The sequence below is a fragment of the Mucilaginibacter myungsuensis genome, assembly GCF_015222005.1.
In the GTDB taxonomy this organism is placed as follows: Bacteria; Bacteroidota; Bacteroidia; order Sphingobacteriales; family Sphingobacteriaceae; genus Mucilaginibacter; species Mucilaginibacter myungsuensis.
Genome location: NZ_JADFFL010000001.1, coordinates 189,741 through 212,579, shown reverse-complemented (window position 1 = coordinate 212,579; position 22,839 = coordinate 189,741). Strand labels below are relative to the sequence as shown.

General features: G+C 46.5%; 15 protein-coding genes. 13 read left to right on the top strand and 2 right to left on the bottom strand.

The features are described from left to right. The first annotated feature begins 158 nt into the window (after positions 1 to 158). From IRJ16_RS00935 to IRJ16_RS00925, 3 genes are read left to right on the top strand one after another with little or no spacing between them, the layout of a single operon-like run. The gene (locus IRJ16_RS00935) at positions 159 to 2,153 is read left to right on the top strand and encodes an FAD-dependent oxidoreductase (protein ID WP_228079704.1); all 1,995 of its coding nucleotides are present in this window, start codon (positions 159 to 161) and stop codon (positions 2,151 to 2,153) included. Between the two features lie 51 nt (positions 2,154 to 2,204). After that, complete coding sequence (locus IRJ16_RS00930; protein ID WP_194109639.1) at positions 2,205 to 3,590, top strand: sulfatase family protein; 1,386 nt, start codon at positions 2,205 to 2,207, stop codon at positions 3,588 to 3,590. Between the two features lie 17 nt (positions 3,591 to 3,607). Continuing rightward, entirely contained in the window at positions 3,608 to 5,020 is a 1,413-nt protein-coding gene (locus tag IRJ16_RS00925; RefSeq protein WP_194109638.1) for a sulfatase family protein, read from the top strand. 3 nt (positions 5,021 to 5,023) lie between these two features. On the opposite strand, the gene IRJ16_RS00920 is transcribed toward IRJ16_RS00925, so the two are convergent. Next, complete coding sequence (locus tag IRJ16_RS00920) at positions 5,024 to 5,758, bottom strand: GntR family transcriptional regulator (RefSeq protein WP_194109637.1); 735 nt, start codon at positions 5,756 to 5,758, stop codon at positions 5,024 to 5,026. 151 nt (positions 5,759 to 5,909) lie between these two features. Between IRJ16_RS00920 and IRJ16_RS00915 the strand changes: the two genes are divergently transcribed. The 8 genes from IRJ16_RS00915 (at position 5,910) to IRJ16_RS00880 (ending at position 18,876) form a co-directional block, all read left to right on the top strand. Continuing rightward, positions 5,910 to 7,697: a class I mannose-6-phosphate isomerase gene (locus IRJ16_RS00915; RefSeq protein ID WP_194109636.1), complete on the top strand. Its 1,788-nt coding sequence runs from the start codon at positions 5,910 to 5,912 to the stop codon at positions 7,695 to 7,697. 23 nt (positions 7,698 to 7,720) lie between these two features. Continuing rightward, a complete protein-coding gene (locus IRJ16_RS00910) occupies positions 7,721 to 9,121 on the top strand; it encodes a sugar porter family MFS transporter (protein WP_194109635.1) in 1,401 nt (466 codons plus the stop codon). A gap of 4 nt (positions 9,122 to 9,125) precedes the next feature. Further along, on the top strand, positions 9,126 to 11,477 hold the full coding sequence (locus tag IRJ16_RS00905) for a GH92 family glycosyl hydrolase (RefSeq protein WP_194109634.1): 2,352 nt from the start codon (positions 9,126 to 9,128) through the stop codon (positions 11,475 to 11,477). Between the two features lie 68 nt (positions 11,478 to 11,545). Next, the gene (locus IRJ16_RS00900; RefSeq protein WP_194109633.1) at positions 11,546 to 14,104 is read left to right on the top strand and encodes a BamA/TamA family outer membrane protein; all 2,559 of its coding nucleotides are present in this window, start codon (positions 11,546 to 11,548) and stop codon (positions 14,102 to 14,104) included. A 327-nt stretch (positions 14,105 to 14,431) separates the two neighbouring features. Next, the gene (locus tag IRJ16_RS00895; protein WP_194109632.1) at positions 14,432 to 16,024 is read left to right on the top strand and encodes a LamG domain-containing protein; all 1,593 of its coding nucleotides are present in this window, start codon (positions 14,432 to 14,434) and stop codon (positions 16,022 to 16,024) included. Between the two features lie 49 nt (positions 16,025 to 16,073). Beyond that, the gene (locus IRJ16_RS00890; protein ID WP_194109631.1) at positions 16,074 to 17,636 is read left to right on the top strand and encodes a glycoside hydrolase family 76 protein; all 1,563 of its coding nucleotides are present in this window, start codon (positions 16,074 to 16,076) and stop codon (positions 17,634 to 17,636) included. Between the two features lie 120 nt (positions 17,637 to 17,756). Further along, positions 17,757 to 18,098, top strand: a complete 342-nt coding sequence (locus IRJ16_RS00885) for a HopJ type III effector protein (protein ID WP_194109630.1) — start codon at positions 17,757 to 17,759, stop codon at positions 18,096 to 18,098. Between the two features lie 37 nt (positions 18,099 to 18,135). Continuing rightward, entirely contained in the window at positions 18,136 to 18,876 is a 741-nt protein-coding gene (locus IRJ16_RS00880; protein ID WP_194109629.1) for a hypothetical protein, read from the top strand. On the opposite strand, the gene IRJ16_RS00875 is transcribed toward IRJ16_RS00880, so the two are convergent. After that, on the bottom strand, positions 18,873 to 20,702 hold the full coding sequence (locus tag IRJ16_RS00875) for a right-handed parallel beta-helix repeat-containing protein (RefSeq protein ID WP_194109628.1): 1,830 nt from the start codon (positions 20,700 to 20,702) through the stop codon (positions 18,873 to 18,875). The genes IRJ16_RS00880 and IRJ16_RS00875 overlap by 4 nt on opposite strands. 216 nt (positions 20,703 to 20,918) lie before the next feature. Here IRJ16_RS00875 and IRJ16_RS00870 point away from each other — a divergent pair, with 216 nt between their 5' ends. Next, complete coding sequence (locus IRJ16_RS00870) at positions 20,919 to 21,206, top strand: hypothetical protein (protein WP_194109627.1); 288 nt, start codon at positions 20,919 to 20,921, stop codon at positions 21,204 to 21,206. A gap of 99 nt (positions 21,207 to 21,305) precedes the next feature. Beyond that, positions 21,306 to 22,814 carry a glycoside hydrolase family 43 protein gene (locus IRJ16_RS00865; protein WP_194109626.1) on the top strand — a complete coding sequence of 503 codons (1,509 nt, stop codon included), beginning with the start codon at positions 21,306 to 21,308 and terminating at the stop codon, positions 22,812 to 22,814. Positions 22,815 to 22,839 lie beyond the last annotated feature (25 nt).

Below are 22,839 nucleotides of genomic sequence, written 5' to 3'. Positions count from 1 at the left end.
TTTTAATAGTGTTCCATATAACAGTAGACGAATAATTCCCCCCGAACATTTCAACCGGCCTCAATTATTTTTCTGGATCATAAAAAATCAGATACGATCCTGCGTTTGCGGATAAAAATTAACAACTTGCTTATCTTAACTCTCTCTGTCATCTCTATATGAATAAACTATTCGCGCTTGCTTTGGCTTGTTGTTTCATGCTGACATCGGCATTGGGCCAGTCGTCAAAAAAAAACACCTCTGTTAACGTTTGTGTCTACGGAGGGACATCGGCCGGAGTGATCGCGGCTTACACCGCCGCAAAAATGGGTAAGTCGGTAGTGTTGATCGAACCGGGCGAACGCCTCGGCGGGTTATCAACCGGTGGTTTAGGCTTCACCGATATCGGCAACAAGTACGTAGTGACCGGCTTAGCGCGCGACTTTTACCGCCGCATAGGTCAGCATTACGGCAAATTTGAACAATGGACCTTCGAACCGAGTGTTGCTGAGGGTATTTTTCTCGACTATGTGAAGCGCGGCACCTTTAAGGTAATGTATAACACGCGATTAAGGTCAGTAAGCAAGTCCGGAACTAAGATCATTTCCGTGCTGATGGAGAACTCGTTAAAGCCCTCATCCACAAATAGTATCCAGGCTAAGCAATATATCGACTGCACTTACGAGGGCGATCTGATGGCCAAAGCTGGTGTAAGCTATACGGTGGGGAGAGAGGCTAATGACACTTACAACGAGACCGTTAACGGCGTGCAAATGAAAGACCAGCACCAGTTCCCTGATGGTATCGACCCTTACAAGATCAAAGGTCAGCCCGAAAGCGGGGTATTGTGGGGTATCAGTCCCGAGAAGGTCGCCGCGCCGGGTACAGGAGATACCAAGGTACAATCGTATAACTTCAGGCTGTGCCTGACCAATGATCCGGCTAACCGTATCGATATTACACGCCCCATTAATTATGACTCTACCAAGTACGAATTACTGCTTCGCTATCTGGAAAAGAAGCCGGCTAAAGACCTGATCCCTTTTCTGAAAATAGACCGCATGCCCAATAACAAAACGGACATTAACAACAATGGCCCATTTTCTACCGATATGATCGGCGCGAATTACGATTATCCAAACGGAGACTATAAAACCCGGGCAGCTATCATCAAAGCACATACCGAATACACCAAAGGCTTACTTTATTTCATAGGTCATGACCCACGTATGCCGCAACACCTGCGCGATCAAATGCTTAAATGGGGCTACCCTAAAGATGAGTATATCAAAACAGGGAACTTTAGTCCGCAGATGTATGTGCGCGAGGCCCGCCGCATGGTCGGTGAGTACGTGATGACGCAAGCCAATTGCGAACACAAGACCACCGTGGATGATAAAGTGGGCATGGGCGCTTACAACATGGATTCGCACAACGCGCAGCGAGTTGTGGTTAATGGCATGGTGAAAAATGAGGGCGACGTGCAGCTGCGCGGCATTAGTCCATACCCGATCGCTTATCGTTCTATCACGCCAAAACGGACGGAGTGCACCAATTTGTTGGTGCCGATATGTATGTCGGCCAGTCACATGGCTTATGGGTCCATAAGGATGGAGCCGGTGTTTATGGTGCTGGCGCAATCGTCGGCAGTGGCGGCTTGCCAGGCTATTGATGCTAAGGCTGGCGTACAGCAGATCGATGTCAAAAAACTGATGGATGAATTGAAGGACAATCCATTGGTTGATCATAGCACACCCGAGATATTAGTAGATAACGATGATGCCGATGACATAACCACCACTGGCAATTGGAAACGAGAAAGGAACGGCGGTTACGGACCATCGTACCTTGTTGACACTACCAAAGCGGCAGTTGCGGCAAATATCAAATTTAGTCCCGAGGTGAAAACTGCCGGTGTTTACCAGGTGTACATTTACTGTCCGAAGGTTGGCAAGGCGACCAACGAGACCGAGGTGCAGCTGTTCGACGGTAGCGCAATAGTAACTAAGTCCATCAACAAAGGTGACATTCAGATAGTAGGGCAAACATCCGGAGAATGGGTGAACATCGGGGATATGCAGCTGCCCGCTGGTAAGAGCGCTTATGTGCAACTGACCAATGAGGGCGCTGATGGAATAGTTGTAGCGGATGCGGTGTTGTTCGTTAAAAAATAGAGAGTCAAAAAAGAATCAAGAGTATAGAGTTAAGGATCAAGACGAAGAAATATGATGATGAGATTTTTTAATGTTTGTGCTTTAACAGTAGTAGTGATATCGGCTGTCGCCGGCCCTAAACCTCTTAAAAAGAAAGTAGCTGATAACCGCCCTAACATTATCATCATCCTAACGGATGACATGGGCTATAGCGACATTGGCGCCTTTGGTGGCAACTTTGTGCCAACGCCAAATCTGGACCGCCTGGCTAAGATGGGGCGCAAATTTGGGAGCTATTACAGTGCAGCACCCATCTGCTCGCCGTCCAGGGCCGGTTTACTAACGGGGCAATATCCGGGTCGTTGGAATTTCTCTACCTACCTGGATAACAAAAAACACAATGCTGATGCGCAGCAGGCTGATTTTTTGGATCCCCAAGCACCATCTATCGCCCGTGTTTTTAAAGACGGTGGTTATGCCACAGGGCATTTTGGCAAATGGCACATGGGTGGTGGTCGTGATATAAAAGAAGCGCCCAACTTTGATCGGTATGGTTATGATGAGCACAATAGCACTTACGAAAGCCCCGATCCTGATCCGCTGCTGACCGCGACGAATTGGATATGGTCGGATAAGGACAGCATAAAGCGTTGGGACCGTACCAAGTACTTTGTAGAAAAGACCCTGGATTTTATGAAACGTCATAAAGGCCAGCCCTGCTTTGTTAATTTGTGGCCTGATGATGTGCACACACCCTGGGTACCGCGTAAAGAGACCGAATACACCGGCCAATACCCAGTGAACCCTAACGAGGAAGCGGCTTTTAAATTGGTGCTGAAAGAATATGATAAGCAAGTAGGGCACCTGCTGGACGGACTAAAAGAGATAGGCGCTGATAAGAACACCATTGTGATCTTCACCAGTGACAATGGACCGCTACCAAGTTTTAAAGGCAGCCGTGCCGCTGGTTTGCGTGGGTCTAAACTGTCGCTTTACGAGGGTGGCACCCGTATGCCCTTCCTGATCGCCTGGCCGGGGCATATCCCAGCGGGTACGGTCGACGAAAATTCGGAGGTCAGCGCACTTGATCTGTTGCCAAGTCTGGCCCGGATAGCTGGCATCAAACGCCCGGCAGGTTACAAAGGCGACGGTATGGACCGTAGTCCCACTTTGTTAGGCAAGCCATCTGCCCGTACCAACGATATTTATTGGGAGTATGGGCGCAACACTATTGCCTTTGCTTACCCGCGCCCGGTGGATAAAAGCCCTAACCTTGCCTTGCGTTCCGGTCAGTGGAAATTGCTGATGAACAGCGACGGCAGTAATGTAGAGCTATACGACATCATAAAAGACAAGAACGAATCTGCCAACATTGCCGCTGATCACCCGAAATTGGTAGATGAGATGAAAACTAAGCTAACAAAGTGGTGGGCCGAACTACCTAAATTGATCAAATAAATAAGATTCATATCATTATGAAATACAGTTTATTATATTTATTATTAGTAGCGAGTGTGAGCTCAGTTTTCGCGCAAGCTAAAAAGACGACCGCTAAACCCAATATCGTATTGATCATGGCAGATGACCTGACCATGCGTGACATAGAACCCTATGGTAGTAAACAAGTTCATACACCTAATCTGGCCAAGTTAGCTTCTGAAGGTGTGTGTATGGATAACATGTACAATATGGTGCCGGTGTGTTCGCCAACAAGGCAATCGTTGTTGACAGGCCTAGGTCCGGTAAGGAGCGGGGCTTATCCCAACCATACCATGATCTATAAAGGCATCAAAACCTTGCCGGTTTACCTGCAACAGTTGGGTTACAATACGGCACTGATCGGTAAACGCCATTATGCGCCTGAAGAAGCCTATCCTCTTGAGCACATTGGAGGCCGGGATCACGACGGTGGCGAGGGCAAGGATGTTGACCTGAGTATTGCCGAAAAGTATATCGCCGGCAAAAAGTCGAGCGATAAGCCGTTCTTCCTGATGTTCACCAGTAACCAGCCACACGAGCCCTGGAATCGCGGCGATCAAAGCGCTTACGATCCGGATAAGATCAAATTGGCTCCCAATATGCTGGATGCTAAAAATACCCGCAAACAAATGGCCAAGTACTTTGCCGAGGTTACTTATCTGGATAGCCTTGTGGGTGAATGTCTTAACATCATCGAACGTTCGGGACAGAAAGACAATACCATCGTATTATTCCTGACCGAGCAAGGTAACTCTTTCCCGTTCTCTAAATGGACCTTATATGATCAAGGCCTGCATTCGGGTTTTATCGTACGCTGGCCGGGCGTTGTGAAGCCGGGAACCCGCAATCCAGCCATGATGGAGTATATTGACGTATTACCGACTTTGATAGACATTGCGGGCGGCGACCCGACCAAGATCAATACCGGTAGCAAAGATGGTAACGGTAACATGGGCTTTGACGGATTGAGTATTAAAAAGATACTGAAAGGGGAGGACACCCACCTGCGCGACTATGTTTTTGCCGAGCAGACCACCCGTGGCATTATTGCAGGCAGTGATGCGTACGCGGTACGTTCGGCGCGGAATAGTAAGTACCTGTATATCCGTAACCTCAACTATAAGGGCAAGTTCAAAAACACAGTGACTAATTCCATCATGTTCAAACAGTGGATGGCAACGGATTCGGTAAGGGCATCATTTTATCAGACCCGTCCCGAGGAAGAGTTATACGATATAGAGAACGACCCTTTTAATTTAAAGAATATCGCCTCCGATCCGAAGTACGCCTCAGCTAAGGCAGATCTTCGGAGCAAGCTTGATGCTTTTATGAAACAGCAAAACGACAAAGGTATCGCGACAGAAATGGAAGCACTGACACGGCAACCTAAGAACGGCGACAATAATTAGCACCTACTGCTCGCGGCGGCTTTCGGTAGTGTAGATAAAACTATCGGCGCGGTAATAGCCCAGGTTGTATTCTATGGGGCGGTCGCCGCGGTCAAACACAAATCGTTTGCGAAATAAGATCGGGCTGCCAGACTCCACTTCGAGTTTGGCAGCTATCGTTTTATCGGCCACACGGGCGCTGATCTCTTCTTTGGATAGGTCGGCTATTACGGAGTGGTCTGTCTCTAAGATCTCGTACAATGGTCGTTTAAAATCTTCTTCGCCCGTTAATCCCACACGCGGGTGGAAGTAGGATACGAAGTAAACAAATGGGCCTTCTTGTCTGCCGCGCAGACGTTCAAGTTTTAGTACTTTTTTATCAGGAGCAATCTCAAAGAAGTTGGCCACCGGGCCTTCCGGTAATACCCAACTAATGTGTAGCTCAAAATTTTTGACCGGGATACCACGCGCCTGCATCTCTTGCGAAAAGCTGAGCCAGTTGTTAGAGCGTGAACTTACCTCGACACCTGCAACCTTAGTACCCACACCTTTTTTGCGGATCAGTAAGCCATCGTAAACCAATTTGTTAATAGCGTGCCTTAAGGTAGTTCGTGATATCGCCAGTTGCTTGGCTAGGTCAACCTCGTTGGGCAGCAGCTTGCCATCGGCATATTGCGGGTCTTTGATCATGTTGCGCAACAATTCCTCGGCCTGCAGGTGCAGTGGGATGGGGCTTTTATGATCGATAGATATTTTCATCCGTTCAGTTTACTAAAGTGACGCCTTGGGCGAACTCAAATGCAGGTCCAAATTTAAAAATAATATTGGTTTGGAGCTAATATGTTTATATGTTTGTACATATAGAAAACGAGGGCTGCCTAAAGCCATCCAAACAACTAAATTAACTATCTTGAATACCATACAAAACACACCTGCTGCCAAATGGCGTACAGGTCTGCAACCCTTAATGCCCTCAAGCCTGACCGCCGAACGACCGGAAGGTTATGATATTTATCCTTACCATGCTGTAGGTAGTGGCAAGATATTTAGTGGTTACTCATCTTTAGCACATTGGATAGCCGAACACAAATTTGTGGCGATAGATGGTTATATCGGTGCATTTTGGAACGAAGTAAAGCAAGCGTTAAATCAGGAGTTTCAGAATGTAGGCCTGAATGTACGTTGGGTGGATACTGCCGACTATCTCCGCTCACCGGAAGAGATAGAAGAATTAGTATCGACATTCATCGGCACACCCGGCTCTGTTTGGGGTACTAAGACAGATCTTACACTTAGTCAATTTTTTAATTTTAAGGGCGAGATAGTAGCCGATCCTGAATTTGATATTACGATAGTTATCGGTACAGGTTCCTCAATGATAGCGCATGATGCCCAACTGGTCTATTTGGACCTGCCTAAAAATGAGCTGCAATTGCGGATGCGTGCCGGAGCAGTCACCAATTTAGGAAGCGGCAAGACCGACACTAACGCCGAAATGTACAAGCGCTTCTACTTTGTGGATTGGCCGGTACTGAATGAATATAAAAAAGCCATTGTAGATCGTATTGCCGTGATCGCGGATACACAGTGGAAAGGCACCATTAACTGGATGTTGGCCGCGCCTTTCAACAACGCCCTGCTACACATGAGTAAGGAGGTTTTTCGTGTTCGGCCATGGTTTGAGGCCGGGGCTTGGGGCGGCCAGTGGATGAAGGAAAATATCGAAGGGCTAAATAAAGAGGACGTCAACCTGGCCTGGTCGTTCGAGTTGATCGTGCCGGAGAACGGGATCGTTTTTGAGAGCGACGGGAATCTGCTGGAGGTCTCGTTCGATTTTTTGATGTTCAAGCAAAAAGAAGCTGTGCTGGGTAAACATGCCATGCTCTTTGGCGACATCTTCCCGATCAGGTTCGACTTTCTGGACACCTGGGATGGTGGCAACCTTTCTATCCAATGCCATCCGTCGCAACAATACATCGAGCAACATTTTGGCGAGCCAGTGATCACGCAGGATGAGACCTATTACATTTTAGAAGCCCAGGAAGGCGCGAGTGTTTATCTTGGTTTCCAGGACGATATTAACCCGAAACAATTCAGAGAAGAATTAGAACATAGTCAGGCGACAGGCACAAAGATCGATATCACCAAATACGTGCAACTGCACGATGCCAAAAAGCATGATCTGTTCCTGATCCCCAACGGTACAGTGCATAGTGCGGCCGCCGGTAACCTGGTTTTAGAGATCAGTGCGACGCCCTATATTTTCACCTTTAAAATGTATGATTGGGTGCGGTTGGATCTGAACGGTCAGCCACGCGCGATCAATATCGACCACGCTTTTAACAATTTAAAATTTGAGCGTAAGGGGCAGCGGGTTGTCGATGAGTTAATATCCAAACCATCTGTGATCAAACAGGGCGATAATTGGCAGATCGTTCACCTGCCTACACACGCCGATCATTTTTATGATGTGGAACGCTTGGAATTTGATACCAAGATCACCGTGCAGACCGATGGCTCAGTGAATGTGTTGATGTTGGTAGAAGGTACCTCGATAGAAATTGTAGCGGGAGATGGGCCCAAAACGACTTTTTATTTCGCTGAAACCTTTGTGGTACCCGCCGCTGCTAAAACCTATACGCTTTACAACCGCAGTACTACACGTGCTAAAGTGGTGCGGGCCTTTATAAAACCATAACCAATTAAATTATAAACCTATTTATGACGAAGAAAAATACTATTGGCTTGGGCCTGATCACTATTGTGGCCTCGCTCGGCGGCTTCCTGTTCGGGTTTGATATGGCCGTGATATCGGGCGTGTTGCCCTTTGTCGAGAAGCAATTTGCTCTTAGTCCGGCGCAGGAAGGCTGGTTCGTATCGGCCGCCTTGGTTGGTTGTATCATTGGCGTCGCTTTTTCGGGCGAGTTAAGCGACAGGTTAGGCCGCCGTCGGCCTTTATTATTATCGGCATTTTTGTTTTTGTTATCGGCTATCGGTTGCGCGTATTTGCCGGGCTTATCATTGGTGATAGCCTCGCGTTTGATAGGTGGTTTCGGTATCGGTATCGCATCTAACGTAGTGCCGCTTTATATTTCAGAGATAGCTCCGGCTAATATTCGCGGGCGATTGGTGACTTACTACCAGTTCGCATTAACTTTTGGTATCCTGGTGGCTTACCTGAGCAATGCCGCTTTAGTTAACTACAATACCAATGGTGGCGAGTTATTTAAAGACGAGATATGGCGGGCTATGTTTGGTTTAGGCGCTATACCAGCTATCCTGTTTGTTTTAGGTCTGTTAATTATACCCGAAAGTCCAAGGTGGTTGATCAGTAAAGGACGAATTAGTGAAGGGCGCGAGATCATCGAACAAATATCAGGATCACAAACAGCCGATGCCGAAACGACCGAACAGTCGGCTCAAACAGAGGGTTCATATAAAGAGATATTCGCACCTAACATGCGCCGTGCTTTACTGATCGGTATCCTGTTGCCGTTGTTCTCGCAATTTAGCGGAATTAACGCCATCATCTATTATGGACCAAGCATTTTAAGCAACGCAGGGATATCACTAAGTAATTCACTGATCAGCCAGATCATCTTTGGGACGGCTAATATGTTGTTCACATTGGTGGCGATATGGAAAGTTGACAGCTGGGGACGACGCCCGCTTTACCTTTGGGGAACGGCAGGGGCCGCTATTACTTTGGTAGCCACCGGGTTTTGTTTTTACTTCGGTGCAACTACCAGTATTTGGTTATTGATATGCGTGTTAGCCTTCTTAGCTTGTTTTGCTTTCTCCATCGGGCCGCTGAAATTTGTGGTCGCGTCAGAGATATTCCCGAATGCTATTCGTGGCCGTGCGCTGGCTATCAGTATCATGACGATGTGGGTAGCCGATACGATCGTTGGTCAGCTTACACCGATCTTATTAAAAGGCTTAGGTACGGCAGGGACGTTTTGGTTCTTTGGTTTCTTTTGCGTGGTAGCGTTCTTAGTGGTTTACAAATTGCTGCCTGAAACCAAAGGTCAGTCGTTGGAACACATTGAGAACTACTGGAAAGAGAAAGGTATCGATCCGTCTAAAGAACAATTTAACAACACACAAACACCTATTCATTAAGACAATGAAGTCACTTTTAAAGAGATACTTACAGGTAGCTGTGATCGCGACGGGAGTTTGTGCTCCTGTAGCGCTGTCGGCCCAAACTAAAGATCTGACGCAATATGTTGACCCGTTGATCGGGACGGCGCACTCGCGTTGGTTCTTTTTTACACCGGGTGCGGCACCATTCGGGATGGCCAAACCCGCGCCATCAACCAACGGGAGCTATGGTAACGCTGGTGGATGGGAGGCTGTAGGGTACGACTATCGCCATACGTCGATAGAGGGTTTTGCTAACTTTCATGAGTTCCAGGTAGGTGGTGTGGTATTCGCACCGATAACTGGTAAGTTACAGACCATTCCCGGCAAAATGGAAAAGCCCGAAGATGGTTACCGTTCAAACTTTGATCGTAAAGATGAATACGCTACGGCTGGCTATTACTCGGTAATGCTAAAAGACTACAACATTAAAGCCGAATTGACCGCTTCACCGCGGGTGGCTTTCCATAGATATACTTTTCCGGCAGGCAAGGAATCGCACATTCTGTTCGATATTGGCAACAAGCAAGGCGAGAGCGGGGAGGTAAAAGACGCCAAAGTTTACATGACACCCGATGGTAGGATAGAGGGCTACGTGATCACCCGGCCGGTGTACGTTCTTAAATATCAACCTGATGCTGAAGTAGCCATGTATTTCTCGGCTGTGGTAGATAAAAAGCCTGATAGCTTTGGCATATTTAAAGGAGAGCAAACTACAGCCGGGCAGACCGAGTCGAGCGGAAAAGGAGCGGGGCTTTACCTGACCTTTACAACTAAAGACAAAGAAGCTATCTCTATTAAAGCTGGTCTATCGTACACGTCGATAGCCAACGCCCGGTTGAATTTACAAAGTGAAGCATCAACTATGACCTTTGAACAGGCCAAGGCAAAGTCGCATAACCAATGGAATGAATATTTAAGCCGGATCACCGTCGAGTCGCCAAAAAAAGATGATATGGTGAAGTTCTACACCGGCCTGTACCATTCATTATTGGGAAGAGGTTTAGCGAGTGACATCAATGGCGCTTACCCAAAGAATGACGGAAGCGTTGGGCAAGTCCCTTTGAATAAGTTGGGCAAACCTCAATACAACCATTACAACACCGATGCTATTTGGGGCGCATTTTGGAACCTGACGCAATTGTGGGCGATCGCCTATCCGGAGTATTACTCTGACTACGTAAAAAGCCAGATACTCATCTACAAAGATTCGGGCTGGTTGGCGGATGGTATCGCCAATAGCAAATATGTATCGGGTGTAGGCACTAACTTTCAAAGTTTGGCTATTGCCGGCGCTTATGCAGTCGGTATCCGCGATTTTGATATCGCTACAGGCTATGCTGCTGCTAAAAAGAACGAATTGGACGGCAAAGACCGCCCGCGCGGCGCAGGTAAACTGGACGTAGCGCAATTTGTAGAGAAAGGTTATGTACCGCATATCGACAATGGGAAAGGTTTTGTGGAGGCCTGGCAGTTCTCATCGTCCCATACTTTAGAGTATTCGTTCAGTACGTATGCTTTGGCACAGTGGGCAAAAGCTTTGGGTAAGGCCGAGGATTATAAACAATTCTACCGGCTATCAAAAGGCTGGCAGCATCTGTTCGATCCGGAATTAAAGTTGATGCACCCTAAAACCGCCGACGGGAAATTCATAGATAATTTTAGGCCGTCGCAAGCATGGCGCGGCTTTCAGGAAGGTAATGCTTATCAGTACACTTATTATGTACCGCATGATCCGGATGGACTGATCGGTCGTATCGGTAAAGACCGTTTCAATAGCCGTTTAGATAGCGTGTTTATCCTGTCGCAAAAACAAGCATTTGGCGGAGGGACTAAGATTGATGCTTTTGCCGGGTTAGAAGGGCTTTATAATCAAGGTAACCAGCCTAACCTGCATATCGCCTGGCTGTTCAATTATTCGGGCAAGCCATCGCTGACGCAAAAATGGGTACGCGCCATCTGCGATGAATTTTATGGAACCGAGGGTATCCATGGCTACGGTTATGGGCAGGACGAAGACCAGGGCCAACTGGGTGCCTGGTATGTGATATCGAGTTTAGGGCTGTTCGATGTGAAAGGGTTGACCGATAGCAAACCATCTTTAGGTTTGGGCAGCCCATTGTTCAATAAGGTCACCATCAAACTAAATCCTAAATATTATAAGGGTAAGCAATTTGTGATCGAGGCTAAAAAAGGCTCGACGACGAATAGCTACGTAAAGAAATTCACACTTAATGGCCGGGTGTTGCATGCACCGTTCATGTCATTTGCCGACCTTACTAAAGGCGGCAAACTGATATTGGATATGAGCGCCACACCAACAGATAAATATTAGACAAAGCAGACAATTAGAGTGATGGAATTGTTGAAGTTTTAGCGGTAACTTTGTGTATCACCACCGTTATGAAACAGTTCCTCGCCGTTGCCATATCCCTTTCGTTTTGGTCGGGTGTTGGTTTAGCACAAACCGCCCCGATGAAAGATAGTGTGACCGTTAGTGTCCATGCGTCTTATAACAATGTGAGCGGCGTACACCGGTGGTTGTTCGGCGAGAATTATCGCAAGGAATGGGCTTTGCCTGTAAAGCTATCGCTGATCAGATTGTCGCAATTTAATGGTGGTCTCACGCCGCTTAAGCAAGGCGGTGGTATGCAATCAAAATCACTGCGCCTGCAGGATAAAAAAGGCCGCGAATGGGTTTTGCGCAGTGTAGAAAAAGTTCCGGATAAATTATTGCCTGAGGGCCTGCAAAATACGTTCGCTGTGGATTGGTTCGACGACGAATTCAGTGGGCAGCATCCATACTCGGCTTTAGTCGTTCCGCCGTTGGCTGCGGCTGTTGGTGTGCCGCATGCCAACCCGGTGATCGGCGTGGTGGCAGATGATCCAAATCTTGGCGAATACCAAAAGATGTTCGTAGGCCTGGTTTGTTTGGTAGAGGAACGCGAGCCTACAGGCGAGTCTGACAATACCATTAAGATGCAGAAGGATCTGGTCAAGAATTATGATAACCGCTTTAATGCTGAGTTATTCCTGAAAGCCCGTTTGCTTGACCTGCTGATCGGTGATTGGGATCGCCACGAAGACCAATGGCGCTGGACACCGAACAAAAAAGGCAAAGATAAAATGTACGACCCCGTGCCTCGGGACCGCGATCAGGTATTTCACCTTACCGAAGGTCTGTTCCCTAAGATAGCTGCACAGCCCTTCATCTCCCCATTGTTAGATGATTTTGAGGGCGAGATACCCCGCGTTAAATTCTCTTTAGCTAAAACCCGATTCATGGGTGCCATGCCCGATGCTCAGATGAGTATTGAAGATTGGATGCGTATCACCAATGAATTTGTTAAAGCCGAGACCGATGCAGTTTTAGAGGCGGGTCTGAAACGTTTACCCAAAGAAACTTATCAATTAAGGCACGATGAACTTTTCCGTAAGCTGAAGCAACGCCGAGATGCTATCCCGGCCGCTATGGCCGAATACTACAGATTTGTGAACCGGATAGTAGATATCCGCACCACAGATAAAGCCGAAAAGGTTTCGATAGTAGGCGAACCGAACAAAGCGTTGCGTATAAGTATCCAAAAGATCAACGCCGACGGACAGGAGCGGGGTGAGCTGATGAACATGACCTATCAGCCTTATGTTACCGAAGAGTTACGAATTTATTTGCAAGGCGGCAAAGACCGGGTGACGATCAGTAACGCTACTTCGCCGATCAAGATCAGGATAATTGACAGCGCTGGTGCCAAATCCTTTTTTGTAGATAATAGCATCAATAAGATAGACGTTTACGGCCAAAAAGATAGTGTAAAGGTAACGGGCGACCTGAAACATAAGATCCGTCAGCATCTATCTAAAGACACTCTGAACGGCAGGTTTGTCCCCGTTAATTTGTATAACGTTTGGATGCCGTTGGCCACAGGCGGCATTAATGCCGATGACGGTTTGCTGATCGGACTCGGCGCCAAGTATATAGGCAGAGATGGTTTCAGGAAAGTGCCTTATACCACTGTCCAGCAGTTATTGATCACCCATGCTTTTGCTACCGATGCTTTCAGGATAAAATATAACGGCGAGTGGACGGAGTTGATCGGCAAAGCCGATATTACTGCCCAGGCCTTTCTGCAAGCACCGGATAATACGGTCAACTTTTTTGGACGGGGGAACGAGACAAGTTTAGATAAGTTCCCGGGCTATCGCCGTTATCATCGCACAAGATTTGATACCTACCAGTTTGACTTGGCTTTACGCTGGCGTGTTGCCGATAGGTGCAGGTTAAGCATTGGCCCGTCGTTGCAATTATACCATGCAGGTCCCGAAGATAATGCCGGGCGTTTCCTTAATCAAACCGCGCTGATCAACGCTTATGATGCAACAAGCGTGTATAATAACAAAGCGCACGCAGGTTTACTGATAAACTACATATCAGATCATCGGGACAATACCATATTGCCGCGTAGTGGCTATGCCCTTAGCGCCAATATCGTTGCCTACACCGGGCTTAACAGTTATTCTAAAGACTTTGCCCAGATCCGCCCCGAGTTCACCTTTTATCAGCCCATTGGCGACGGGAAAAGATTAACCCTGTCAGATAGGATAGGCGGCGGTGTAAGTATCGGCAACCCGGCTTTCTATCAGTCCATGTTTTTAGGCGGGCAGGGCAATTTACTGGGTTATCTGCAAAACCGTTTCTCAGGCGACCATATGGTCTACAATAATTTTCAGGCCCGGTTAAAGCTGGCCAACATTGCCAGTTACATTTTGCCCGGGCAATTGGGCCTGACAGGTTTTTACGATGTGGGCCGGGTATGGGTAAATGGCGAGCAAAGCAGTAAGTTTCATCACGGTACGGGCGGCGGAGCGTATTTCTCGCCCGCCGGTTTGGCCGTGGTACAGGTTTTGGCGGGGCATTCTACCGAGGGTTGGTACCCTTATGTGTCGCTAAATGTCAGGCTTTAAAAAGTCAATATCTATAAAGTACACCTACTTTACGTACAAATTCGTCTTTTTTGCCTAAAAGGTTAGTTTATCATTTGGTTTCCTTATCAAATTTATTACTTTCGCTGTAACCAATAATTAACCTGTGAAAAAGTCTTATCCATTCAGATCAAAAGGCAATTCCGCGTAACATTATTTTTTTGGTTTTGGTCGCTTTCGGGCCGAAAGTGTAACCTACGGCTGTTTGTTGCCGTAAACATAGCCAAGCATTTATAAACCAATGATCTAACTGTGGCCTCCACCATGGCCATGGGGCGATCTATATTTACCGATCAACCTTTAAAAACTATGTTCAAAAAAAAACACGCACTAATTCCGCTCCTCGCGTTAAGTGTACAGCTGTTAACACCCGGCTGTAGCAAAAAAGTTAACGACCTAAACATGGTCGAAATGACCATCGACCGCACGTCGGTGGCGCTGCTGCCCAACGCCAGTCAGACAGTTACAGTAACCGGTGGTAACGGCGATTACAAAGCTGTCTCGTCAAGCGATGCTGTAGCAAAGGCCACAGTTAATGGCAATGTGGTCACCATCACCGCGACATCCGACAAAGAAAAAGCACACGCGTTAATTGTCATCACCGACAAGTACTTTAAACGCCAAACCGTTGACGTGGATGTGGCCAAGCTGTTCGATCTTACGTTAAGCGCTACCGATGTCGCGCTTGAAGCTAATGTTGCCGGTAAGAACGAGGTAACCATTACCATCAACTCAGGTAACGGTGGTTATAAGACCGAATTGGTAGGCACCGCAGGCCAAATGGTTGAGCTGAACACAACCAAACTGGCATCACACGGTAAATTCACTATTAAAGCTACCGCAGCCGGTAGCCCTAAAATAATGGTGACCGATGCAAAGGGTAAAGAAGTAATCATGAACCTTACCATCACGGCGCCACCTGCTATAACTTTAAGTAAAACGCAGGTAGATCTTTCAGCTGTACAAGGTAGCGAAGAGATCACCGTAACTGCCGGTAGTGGTGGTTATACTCTTAAAGTAGCTAACCCGTTGGTAGCAAAAGTTTACGTGAACGACAATAAGATCACCGTTAAGGGTAAAGCTAACGGTACTACGTCCATCGCTATTGAAGATAAAAAAGGCCAGAAAGCAACCCTCAATGTAAAGGTAGCAGGCGGCGACTTTGCGATGAACTTTACTGACCAGTATTTTGCTTACGCCAACTTTGGCGACATTGCTATTGTTGACCAGACCATCAAGTCGGTTAAGAAAGTGACCTTTGAGATGAATTGCAGAATAAGCGGTTATCGTGGTTTACAAACCTTTATGGGGCTTGAAGGTAATTTAATTATCCGTGGCAAGAATGATGATTTCCGCCCGACACACCCTATTCAGATCGTTGGTTTGGGTGATAGGATCACCCTCGAGACCACCAAAAGCTTTAACCTGAATGAGTGGTTACATATTGCATTGGTGGTTGATTGCGACCAGACCGATGTAGCGCAGAAATACAAATTCTACATAAATGGTGTACAGGACCCATTGGTAGTGACCCGTAATGATGAGACCCATACATCTATCAACCTGGCCAGCAGCAGTGATGGCAATCGTTTTGAGATCGGTCGCTCTTTTGGGCAGGATTTTAGGGCCTTACGAGGTATTGTGTCCGAAGCCCGTGTTTGGACCGTTGCCCGTACCGCGCAAGAGGTTAGCAACAATATGTGTGTGTTGACAGGCAGCACAACCGGATTACTGGCCCGCTGGAATTTTACGGCAGGGGTAGAGACCGGCTATATTCAGGATACAAATAACGGCGGCAAGTACGAGACCAACCTGATATTGGCCAATGCCAAATTGGGTGGTAATTACACTCAATTAAAAGTATCGGCAAGCGTGTTTGTTAGCAAAGGTTGCCCGCAATAGTTAGTAACCCAAAGTTTATAGAATTTATAACAAAAGATATTTTATCAAGATGAAGATCTTATCCAAAATAATAACGCTATTACTGATCATTTCGGTAATACTCGTATCCTGTACAAAAAACGTTGATCCGCCACTGCCCGGAGATGCATTGTCGGGTACAATTGCTCCGGTTACTAAACTAACGGCAGTACCCACAACCGACGAAAAAGAACTGGAAATTAGCTGGACCAACCCTAATGATGATGCTTTACTGAAAGTATCGATATCATTTATGCCAACTACAAATAACACCGGTTCGGCCCCTAATCCGGTTTTAGTGAATGCTACCAAGGGAACAGAACAAAAAATATCGCTGATCATGCCGCAAGCGGTAAAATATGTGGTCAGCGTGGTGGCTATCAATAAAGCAGGTGCAAAATCTAACGAAACCACGGTTCAGGCTACGCCATTTTCTGTAAATCCTCCGGCTGTGGTTGACAATACCCCGCTATTCCTGCGTAGGGCCGATACCATGATGACATCGCTGGTTCAGCTTTATCTGACCAATAAACCACGCGATATATGGCAATCATCATATCCTAATAAGCCACAGGATTTTTGGGACGGTGCAGCTGTGATCTGGGGCCACGGCGGTGTGTTTTCGGGCTATGCTGCTTTAAGGGAAGCATCAGAATCATACCCTGCTTACAAGCAAAAAATGGTGACCTTATACGATGCTCGTTTATTGACCGGTATAGATAAGTTCCGCAACAGGGCCAACAATGGCCCCGAGGCTTATGCCGTTTACCCGGGCACCGGCGATGAGCGTTTTTACGACGATAACATTTGGGTAGGTTTGGATATGGTAGATCTTTACCAGCTAACCAAAAGTGCAGGCTACCTTGACCGTGCCAAAATAGTTTGGAACTTTGTTTTGGCCGGTACCGATACAAAAATGGGCGGCGGTGTTTACTGGAAAGAATTTGGCAACTCTAAAAATACTTGTTCGAGCGCTCCGGCGGCAGTATTGGCGGCTAAGTTATATCAGGCTACTAAAGAGCCTGCTTACCTGCAAAGCGCTAAGGAGTTGTACGAGTGGACCAAGAGCAAACTGCAAGATCCATCAGACTATTTGTATTGGGATAACGTCACGCTATCTAACCCTAACGATCCAAATTCTGCGCTCAACATCGCTAAGGATAAATATCAATACAATTCAGGCCAGCCTATGCAAGCAGCGGTGTTACTGTATAACATCACCGGCGAGACCAAATATCTTACCGATGCACAAAATATCGCGCAGTCGGCTTACAAAAAATGGTTCATACCGTTCGCTTCCTATGCACTTGGCGAGCAGATCAGGATACTGGAGCCCGGTCACGTTTGGTTCCAGGCTATAATGTTCCGCGGATTTATTGAGTTGTACAAAGTGGATCATAACAAGACCTATGTTAACGCTTTCAAAAAAACAATGTCTAATGCATGGTTATCTAACGCGCGCAACCGTACTACCAACCTGATCAATAACGATCTAAGGGGTGGCACAACGCAAACAAGTTTTGATATCCTGATGCAAGGCGCTTGCCTGGAGATGATGGCGAGATTGGCCTTGCTTGAAAAGGAAGGTTTATAAATTTGTATTACCATTATATAAAGCCGTTGTACCATGTACAGCGGCTTTTTTAGTTAATGAACGATGCAAAATTGCGATACAATCGTAGCTTTGTGATAATCAAATATACCTCCATCTGCTATGAAAGAACAACTGGATGCCCTGCTGAAGGATCTTAAAATTAAAAGTATAAGCTTTAAAGACGTAATAGCCTTTATAGACCATAATTATCAGCACCACCCAACGGCCTTTAAAAATGGTGATACCCGTAACGAAGCTACCCAAAACCAAGGCAGTGCAAGGGTTTTCGCGTTCGCGCAATTAAAGGATCTGGATCAGGATGATACCCTGCAACTTTTTGCCGAGCACTATCAGTCGGTGTTAGATACCCCGGATGGCACCGATCATCAAAATATTCGTCAATTTATGCAACACGGTTGGGCCGGGATAATTTTTGAGGGCGAAGCGTTGGTAGTAAAGTAAACCCGGAGGCCCCGGCCGCCGTATTTACTGCCTATCTATGAAACCTTATACCAAGATCTTATTCCTTTCCCTGATATTATTAGGACAGGCGAAATTTTTATTTGCACAAAAACGATCGGTAGCCGAGCGTAATGCTTTGTTTGAGCAACGGCGTGTAAAACTGGAACCTGCCGAATTAAAAAATAGCCAGATCAAATGGTCGCCTATCCGTATTGCCGACCCTGTGAATCCCGGGGTTGAGTTAGGTTACGAGCGTTTCTATGCCGAAAACTGGTCTACCCAAATATCGGTCGGGTATATGAAAGACCTGATCCGCCAAACCCCGTTCATTAACTATCGCGGCAACCGTTTATCCATAGAGCAGAAATATTTTATGGAACGTGGTAAAAGAAAAGCTACATACCTGGCTTTCGAATTTGTGCTATTGAAAGCTGATTATGGTTATAATGGTACTTTTGGGTACGATACAGCTACCGTGCAAAAAGTCAAATATGGCAATTACTACGATGTTAATTATACCGACCGCTACGAGGTAGATAAACAAACTTTAGCTTTTAATACCAAATATGGTTGGCAGATCCCACTGAAGAACTTTATCCTCGACATAACCGCCGGACTTGGTGTTAAATACCGGATGGTATCCCGATCTGGCATAGCTAACCCTAACGATGGCGAAGCAAAGTCTCGCCACCCCAATGTTTATGAGATGGCTAATAAAGAAGGTAACACTTGGGGGATAAGTGTGCCCGTCAATATTAAGATCGGGTATCAGTTTTAACGTATCGATATCTTGTTGGTCAGGGTATCTACCTGAAAACAATTTTCAAAAGAGATCAACCGTTTATCGCTTTTAGCTCGCTTAATAGTGTTATTTTTAAAACTAATTCCCTTTGTACTTTTGGCGGCCAAAGCCTCACCATCGCGCAGTAAAAAAATATTCCCGCTGATGCGAATGTTTTGATGTACCGGGCCATTGTAAATCTTGTTCTCGGGGTGGATACTGATCGCCGGTTCGCCGCAATCTACAAAGCTATTGTTGCGCATGGTCATATCCTTCACCATGCCTGACTCAAACCAACCTTCGGCATCATCTTCTACCAATATCGCTTGCGATGATGTGCGGATAAACTTGTTATGTTCGATCAGTACTTTGCGTCGTGTGGTCACCAACGCACCACGGGTAGGGATAGCGGTGATGGTATTGTGATGAAAATTCAGAGATGGTGTCCAAGTGATATTCTCCACCGCGTCGTCTTTTTGTAGCGCGGTGGTAATAGGCTTTTTTAACGTCAACAAGATCTCTTTGTCATTAAGCATTTGCGAGCCCGTTACCACGTTGTTGCCAAATGCCAGCAAACTGTTACCGTGGATGAGTTCGATGCTGTCGCCAGGAGCGTAAGCATTAAAGCCATAAGTTTGGCCGTGCATAAAACGCACTTTGATCTGGTTAGGGGCGGGTTGCTCCATAATGCGTAAGTGTATCCCGTGAACATTTAATGCATCATCATTAGCAGCTGATAGGTAACTATTTTTCACCTCGATCTTACCCCTGCAGCCCGCAAAATGCAAAATATCTGCCCAGGCAGCGCACGTTCGGCCCGATGCTTCGTCGGGTTTAACAACTACGCCGTCCAAACTCAAATTCTCGCAATATTGGCTCACCACACCCATGCCGTGCATGTAATAGATCCGGATGTTTCTTAAAGAGATGTTCTTGCTGCGTTGTAAAAAGAAACCCGCACAGTCGCGGGTGACGTCGCGGGTCTGGTAAATGAAGCCTTTCTTTAACCCCAAATTGCCGGCTAAATAAACCCGGATATGCTGGGTGCCAAGGTCGACAAATTTGCCCTTCGCTAAATTCAAACCTGTCCGTGTGACGAAACTGGTCGCCGGATCAAACTCTTGCCAGTACCAACTGCTGGCGTAACGCCAACCGTCGCCTTTCCAAAACAGATTGCTGTCTACTATATCGTAATGAGAATCTTTATGTACTTGCAGATCGGCATATTTGTCTGTTAGTTCAGTTACTTTACATTCCGACTCGGTAGGGGTGTTATAATCATAACTAAGCCCCGTTATGCTGACATTTTCGCTATGGTCAACGAAGGTTTCTATCATCTTTCCATGCATCAACAGCTTTGCGCCGGTGCCGTCAATGATGATGTTTTTTGACGATGAAATACCGATCGCGATCGCTTTCAGGCCATCGGGCACGTCATTAGTGTTGGTGATATGCAGTTTGGTCGTGTACGCGTCCGTATCATAGAGATCATACTTGCCGGGAGCGAATGTGACACGGAAAGGTTCTTTCACACTACCCTTGGCTATCAGCATTAAAGAATTGTTGAACCGGCCGGGAGAAAGGATCACCAATTTGTCGCTTGCCGTAAATATCAGTTTGTTTGAGGGCGCGAAGCTTTTCCACGCCTTGGCTTTAGTTTTGCCGGTATTGTTATCGTTGCCGTTTTGAGGGTCAATGTAATAAGTTGTGTACCCCGGAGATGCGGTTCGTTCGTTGGCTACCAAATGGTCTATCGATGCTATTGATCTTAAATTGATAAGTACCATCAAACAACAAAGCAACAATATTGGTCTGTATCTCATTTAAATCTCGATAACATCGGCCTGAAGAAGCCGACAATAGCCAAATTACGCAGATAAGCCGGCAACATCACTATACAAAGTTGGCAAACTGTTTCATGATCTTGACATGGATGTTTGCCACGATGCATTGCCGGCAAAATATTTATAAGCCACAGCAAACTTTCTGTTGCCGATTTCCTTTTAGTCGTACCAATTACCTGTAATACAGTTTTACATATGATGATGAACTACAGCCGCCTGATGAGCGAAAGGATAGATTGTTTCCATGCAGCGCTTGCCGCCTTGCCTTTGCCTCAGGATGTCCCGGCCGAAATTTTGGTACTATCGGTAGGGCGGGAGCAGGGTAACTTTTGTTATCGCCATGTGTACGCCGAGGCTGATACGCTTTATTTTATCTTTCGCCGTACAGGAGTTACCGATGGCCTGAAAGCGGTTTGGGAATGTACCGATCGCGAGCTGGAAATGCTGGCTAAAGAAAGGGCGGAATTAACGCACGAGAGTTGAGCCATCAAGTTTAGTTAATATTGCGTAAGGGTTGGTTAAGTGGCAAAAGATGTGTTTATTTGAGGATAAGCTAATTAGCCTTTTGAACCATCCTTTTTTATGAGAACAACTGTTATCAAATTTCTTTTTTTTGTTATAACACTGATCTTTCCGGCCGTATTGTACGCGCAGATCAATGACGGCGCGGTCATCCCCGGTGATTTTGCCGACCCTTCTATCATCAAGGTCAACGATACGTATTACGCTACCGGCACGTCATCTGAATGGGCGCCACATTTTCCTATCTTCAAGTCTACCGACCTGAAGAATTGGAAACAGTCGGGTTACGTGTTCGATAAAATGCCTGATTGGGCCATGGGATCCTTCTGGGCACCTGAGTATTATAAGATCGGCGATACTTACTTTATTTACTACACCGCTCGCCGCAAGTCCGACAATACCTCATTCATAGGTGTGGCCAGTTCTAAATTTCCCGATAAAGATTTTAAAGATCATGGTGTAATGATCGCTTATGGTAAAGAAGCTATCGACGCATTCATTGTTGAAGATAACGGCCAGCGTTACATCACCTTTAAAGCTTACGGGTTGGACAACCGCCCGATCGAATTATTGGCTTACAAACTGTCAGCTGACGGATTAAAAACTGAAGGTGAACCGTTCTCGCTTTTAAAAGACGATCAAAAGAAAGGGATGGAGGGTCAAAGCTTCTTAAAAAGAGATGGTTATTTCTATCTGTTCTATTCGGCAGGTGGTTGCTGTGGTACGGGTTGCAGCTACAATGTTAGGGTTGCCCGCGCTAAAACCTTTGCCGGTCCGTACGAGATATATGGTAATAACCCTATTTTGTTCGAGAACGATAAATGGAAATGCATGGGCCACGGTACCTTTGTAAAAGGACCGGACGACCGCGATATGTACTTACACCATGCTTACAACAAGCAAAGTACAAATATCACCGGTCGCCAGGGATTGGTATCTGAATTGACCTGGCCCGAAAAAGGCGGCTGGCCGGTGTTTAAGACCCAGCAAATATTCGGCGGCGCTATACCTAACACCATGGATAATTTTAAAGCCAAGGCTGTCGGCCGTAACTGGCAGTGGGATATGCGTAACTCTACTCCAAGCGTAAAACAAGCAAAAGGCGTACTAACGCTTTCGGGAACGGTGACCGAAAAGAATAACACTGGAATAGTTTTAACGGATAGGCCTGCATCCGGAAGCTTTGTGATGACCGCGACCGTGCTTAACCATAACGCTGCACTAAAAGGTCTTTCGTTTTACGGGGATGCCAATATGGCTATCGGTATAGGCACAGAGAACGATCAGGTAGTGTTATGGCAAGTGACCGACAATAAATACACCAGTCTTGCTCAAAGTGCTGTTAACGCCAAGCAACCAGTACAATTGAAAATGGAGCTGGCTGCCGACCGTACCTGCACGTTCTTTTACAAACAAGGTAAAGAGGATTGGAAGGCTCTTACAAGCCAAACACAATTAAGGGCTAATCGCTTACCACAATGGGACCGAAGCCCACGCCCGGGACTGCACTTTAAAGGCAGCAGCGATCTGAATGCTCAGTTTACGAGTTTCAGTATCGTAAACCGTTAATGTAAAAGCTGGATTGTAGACACCT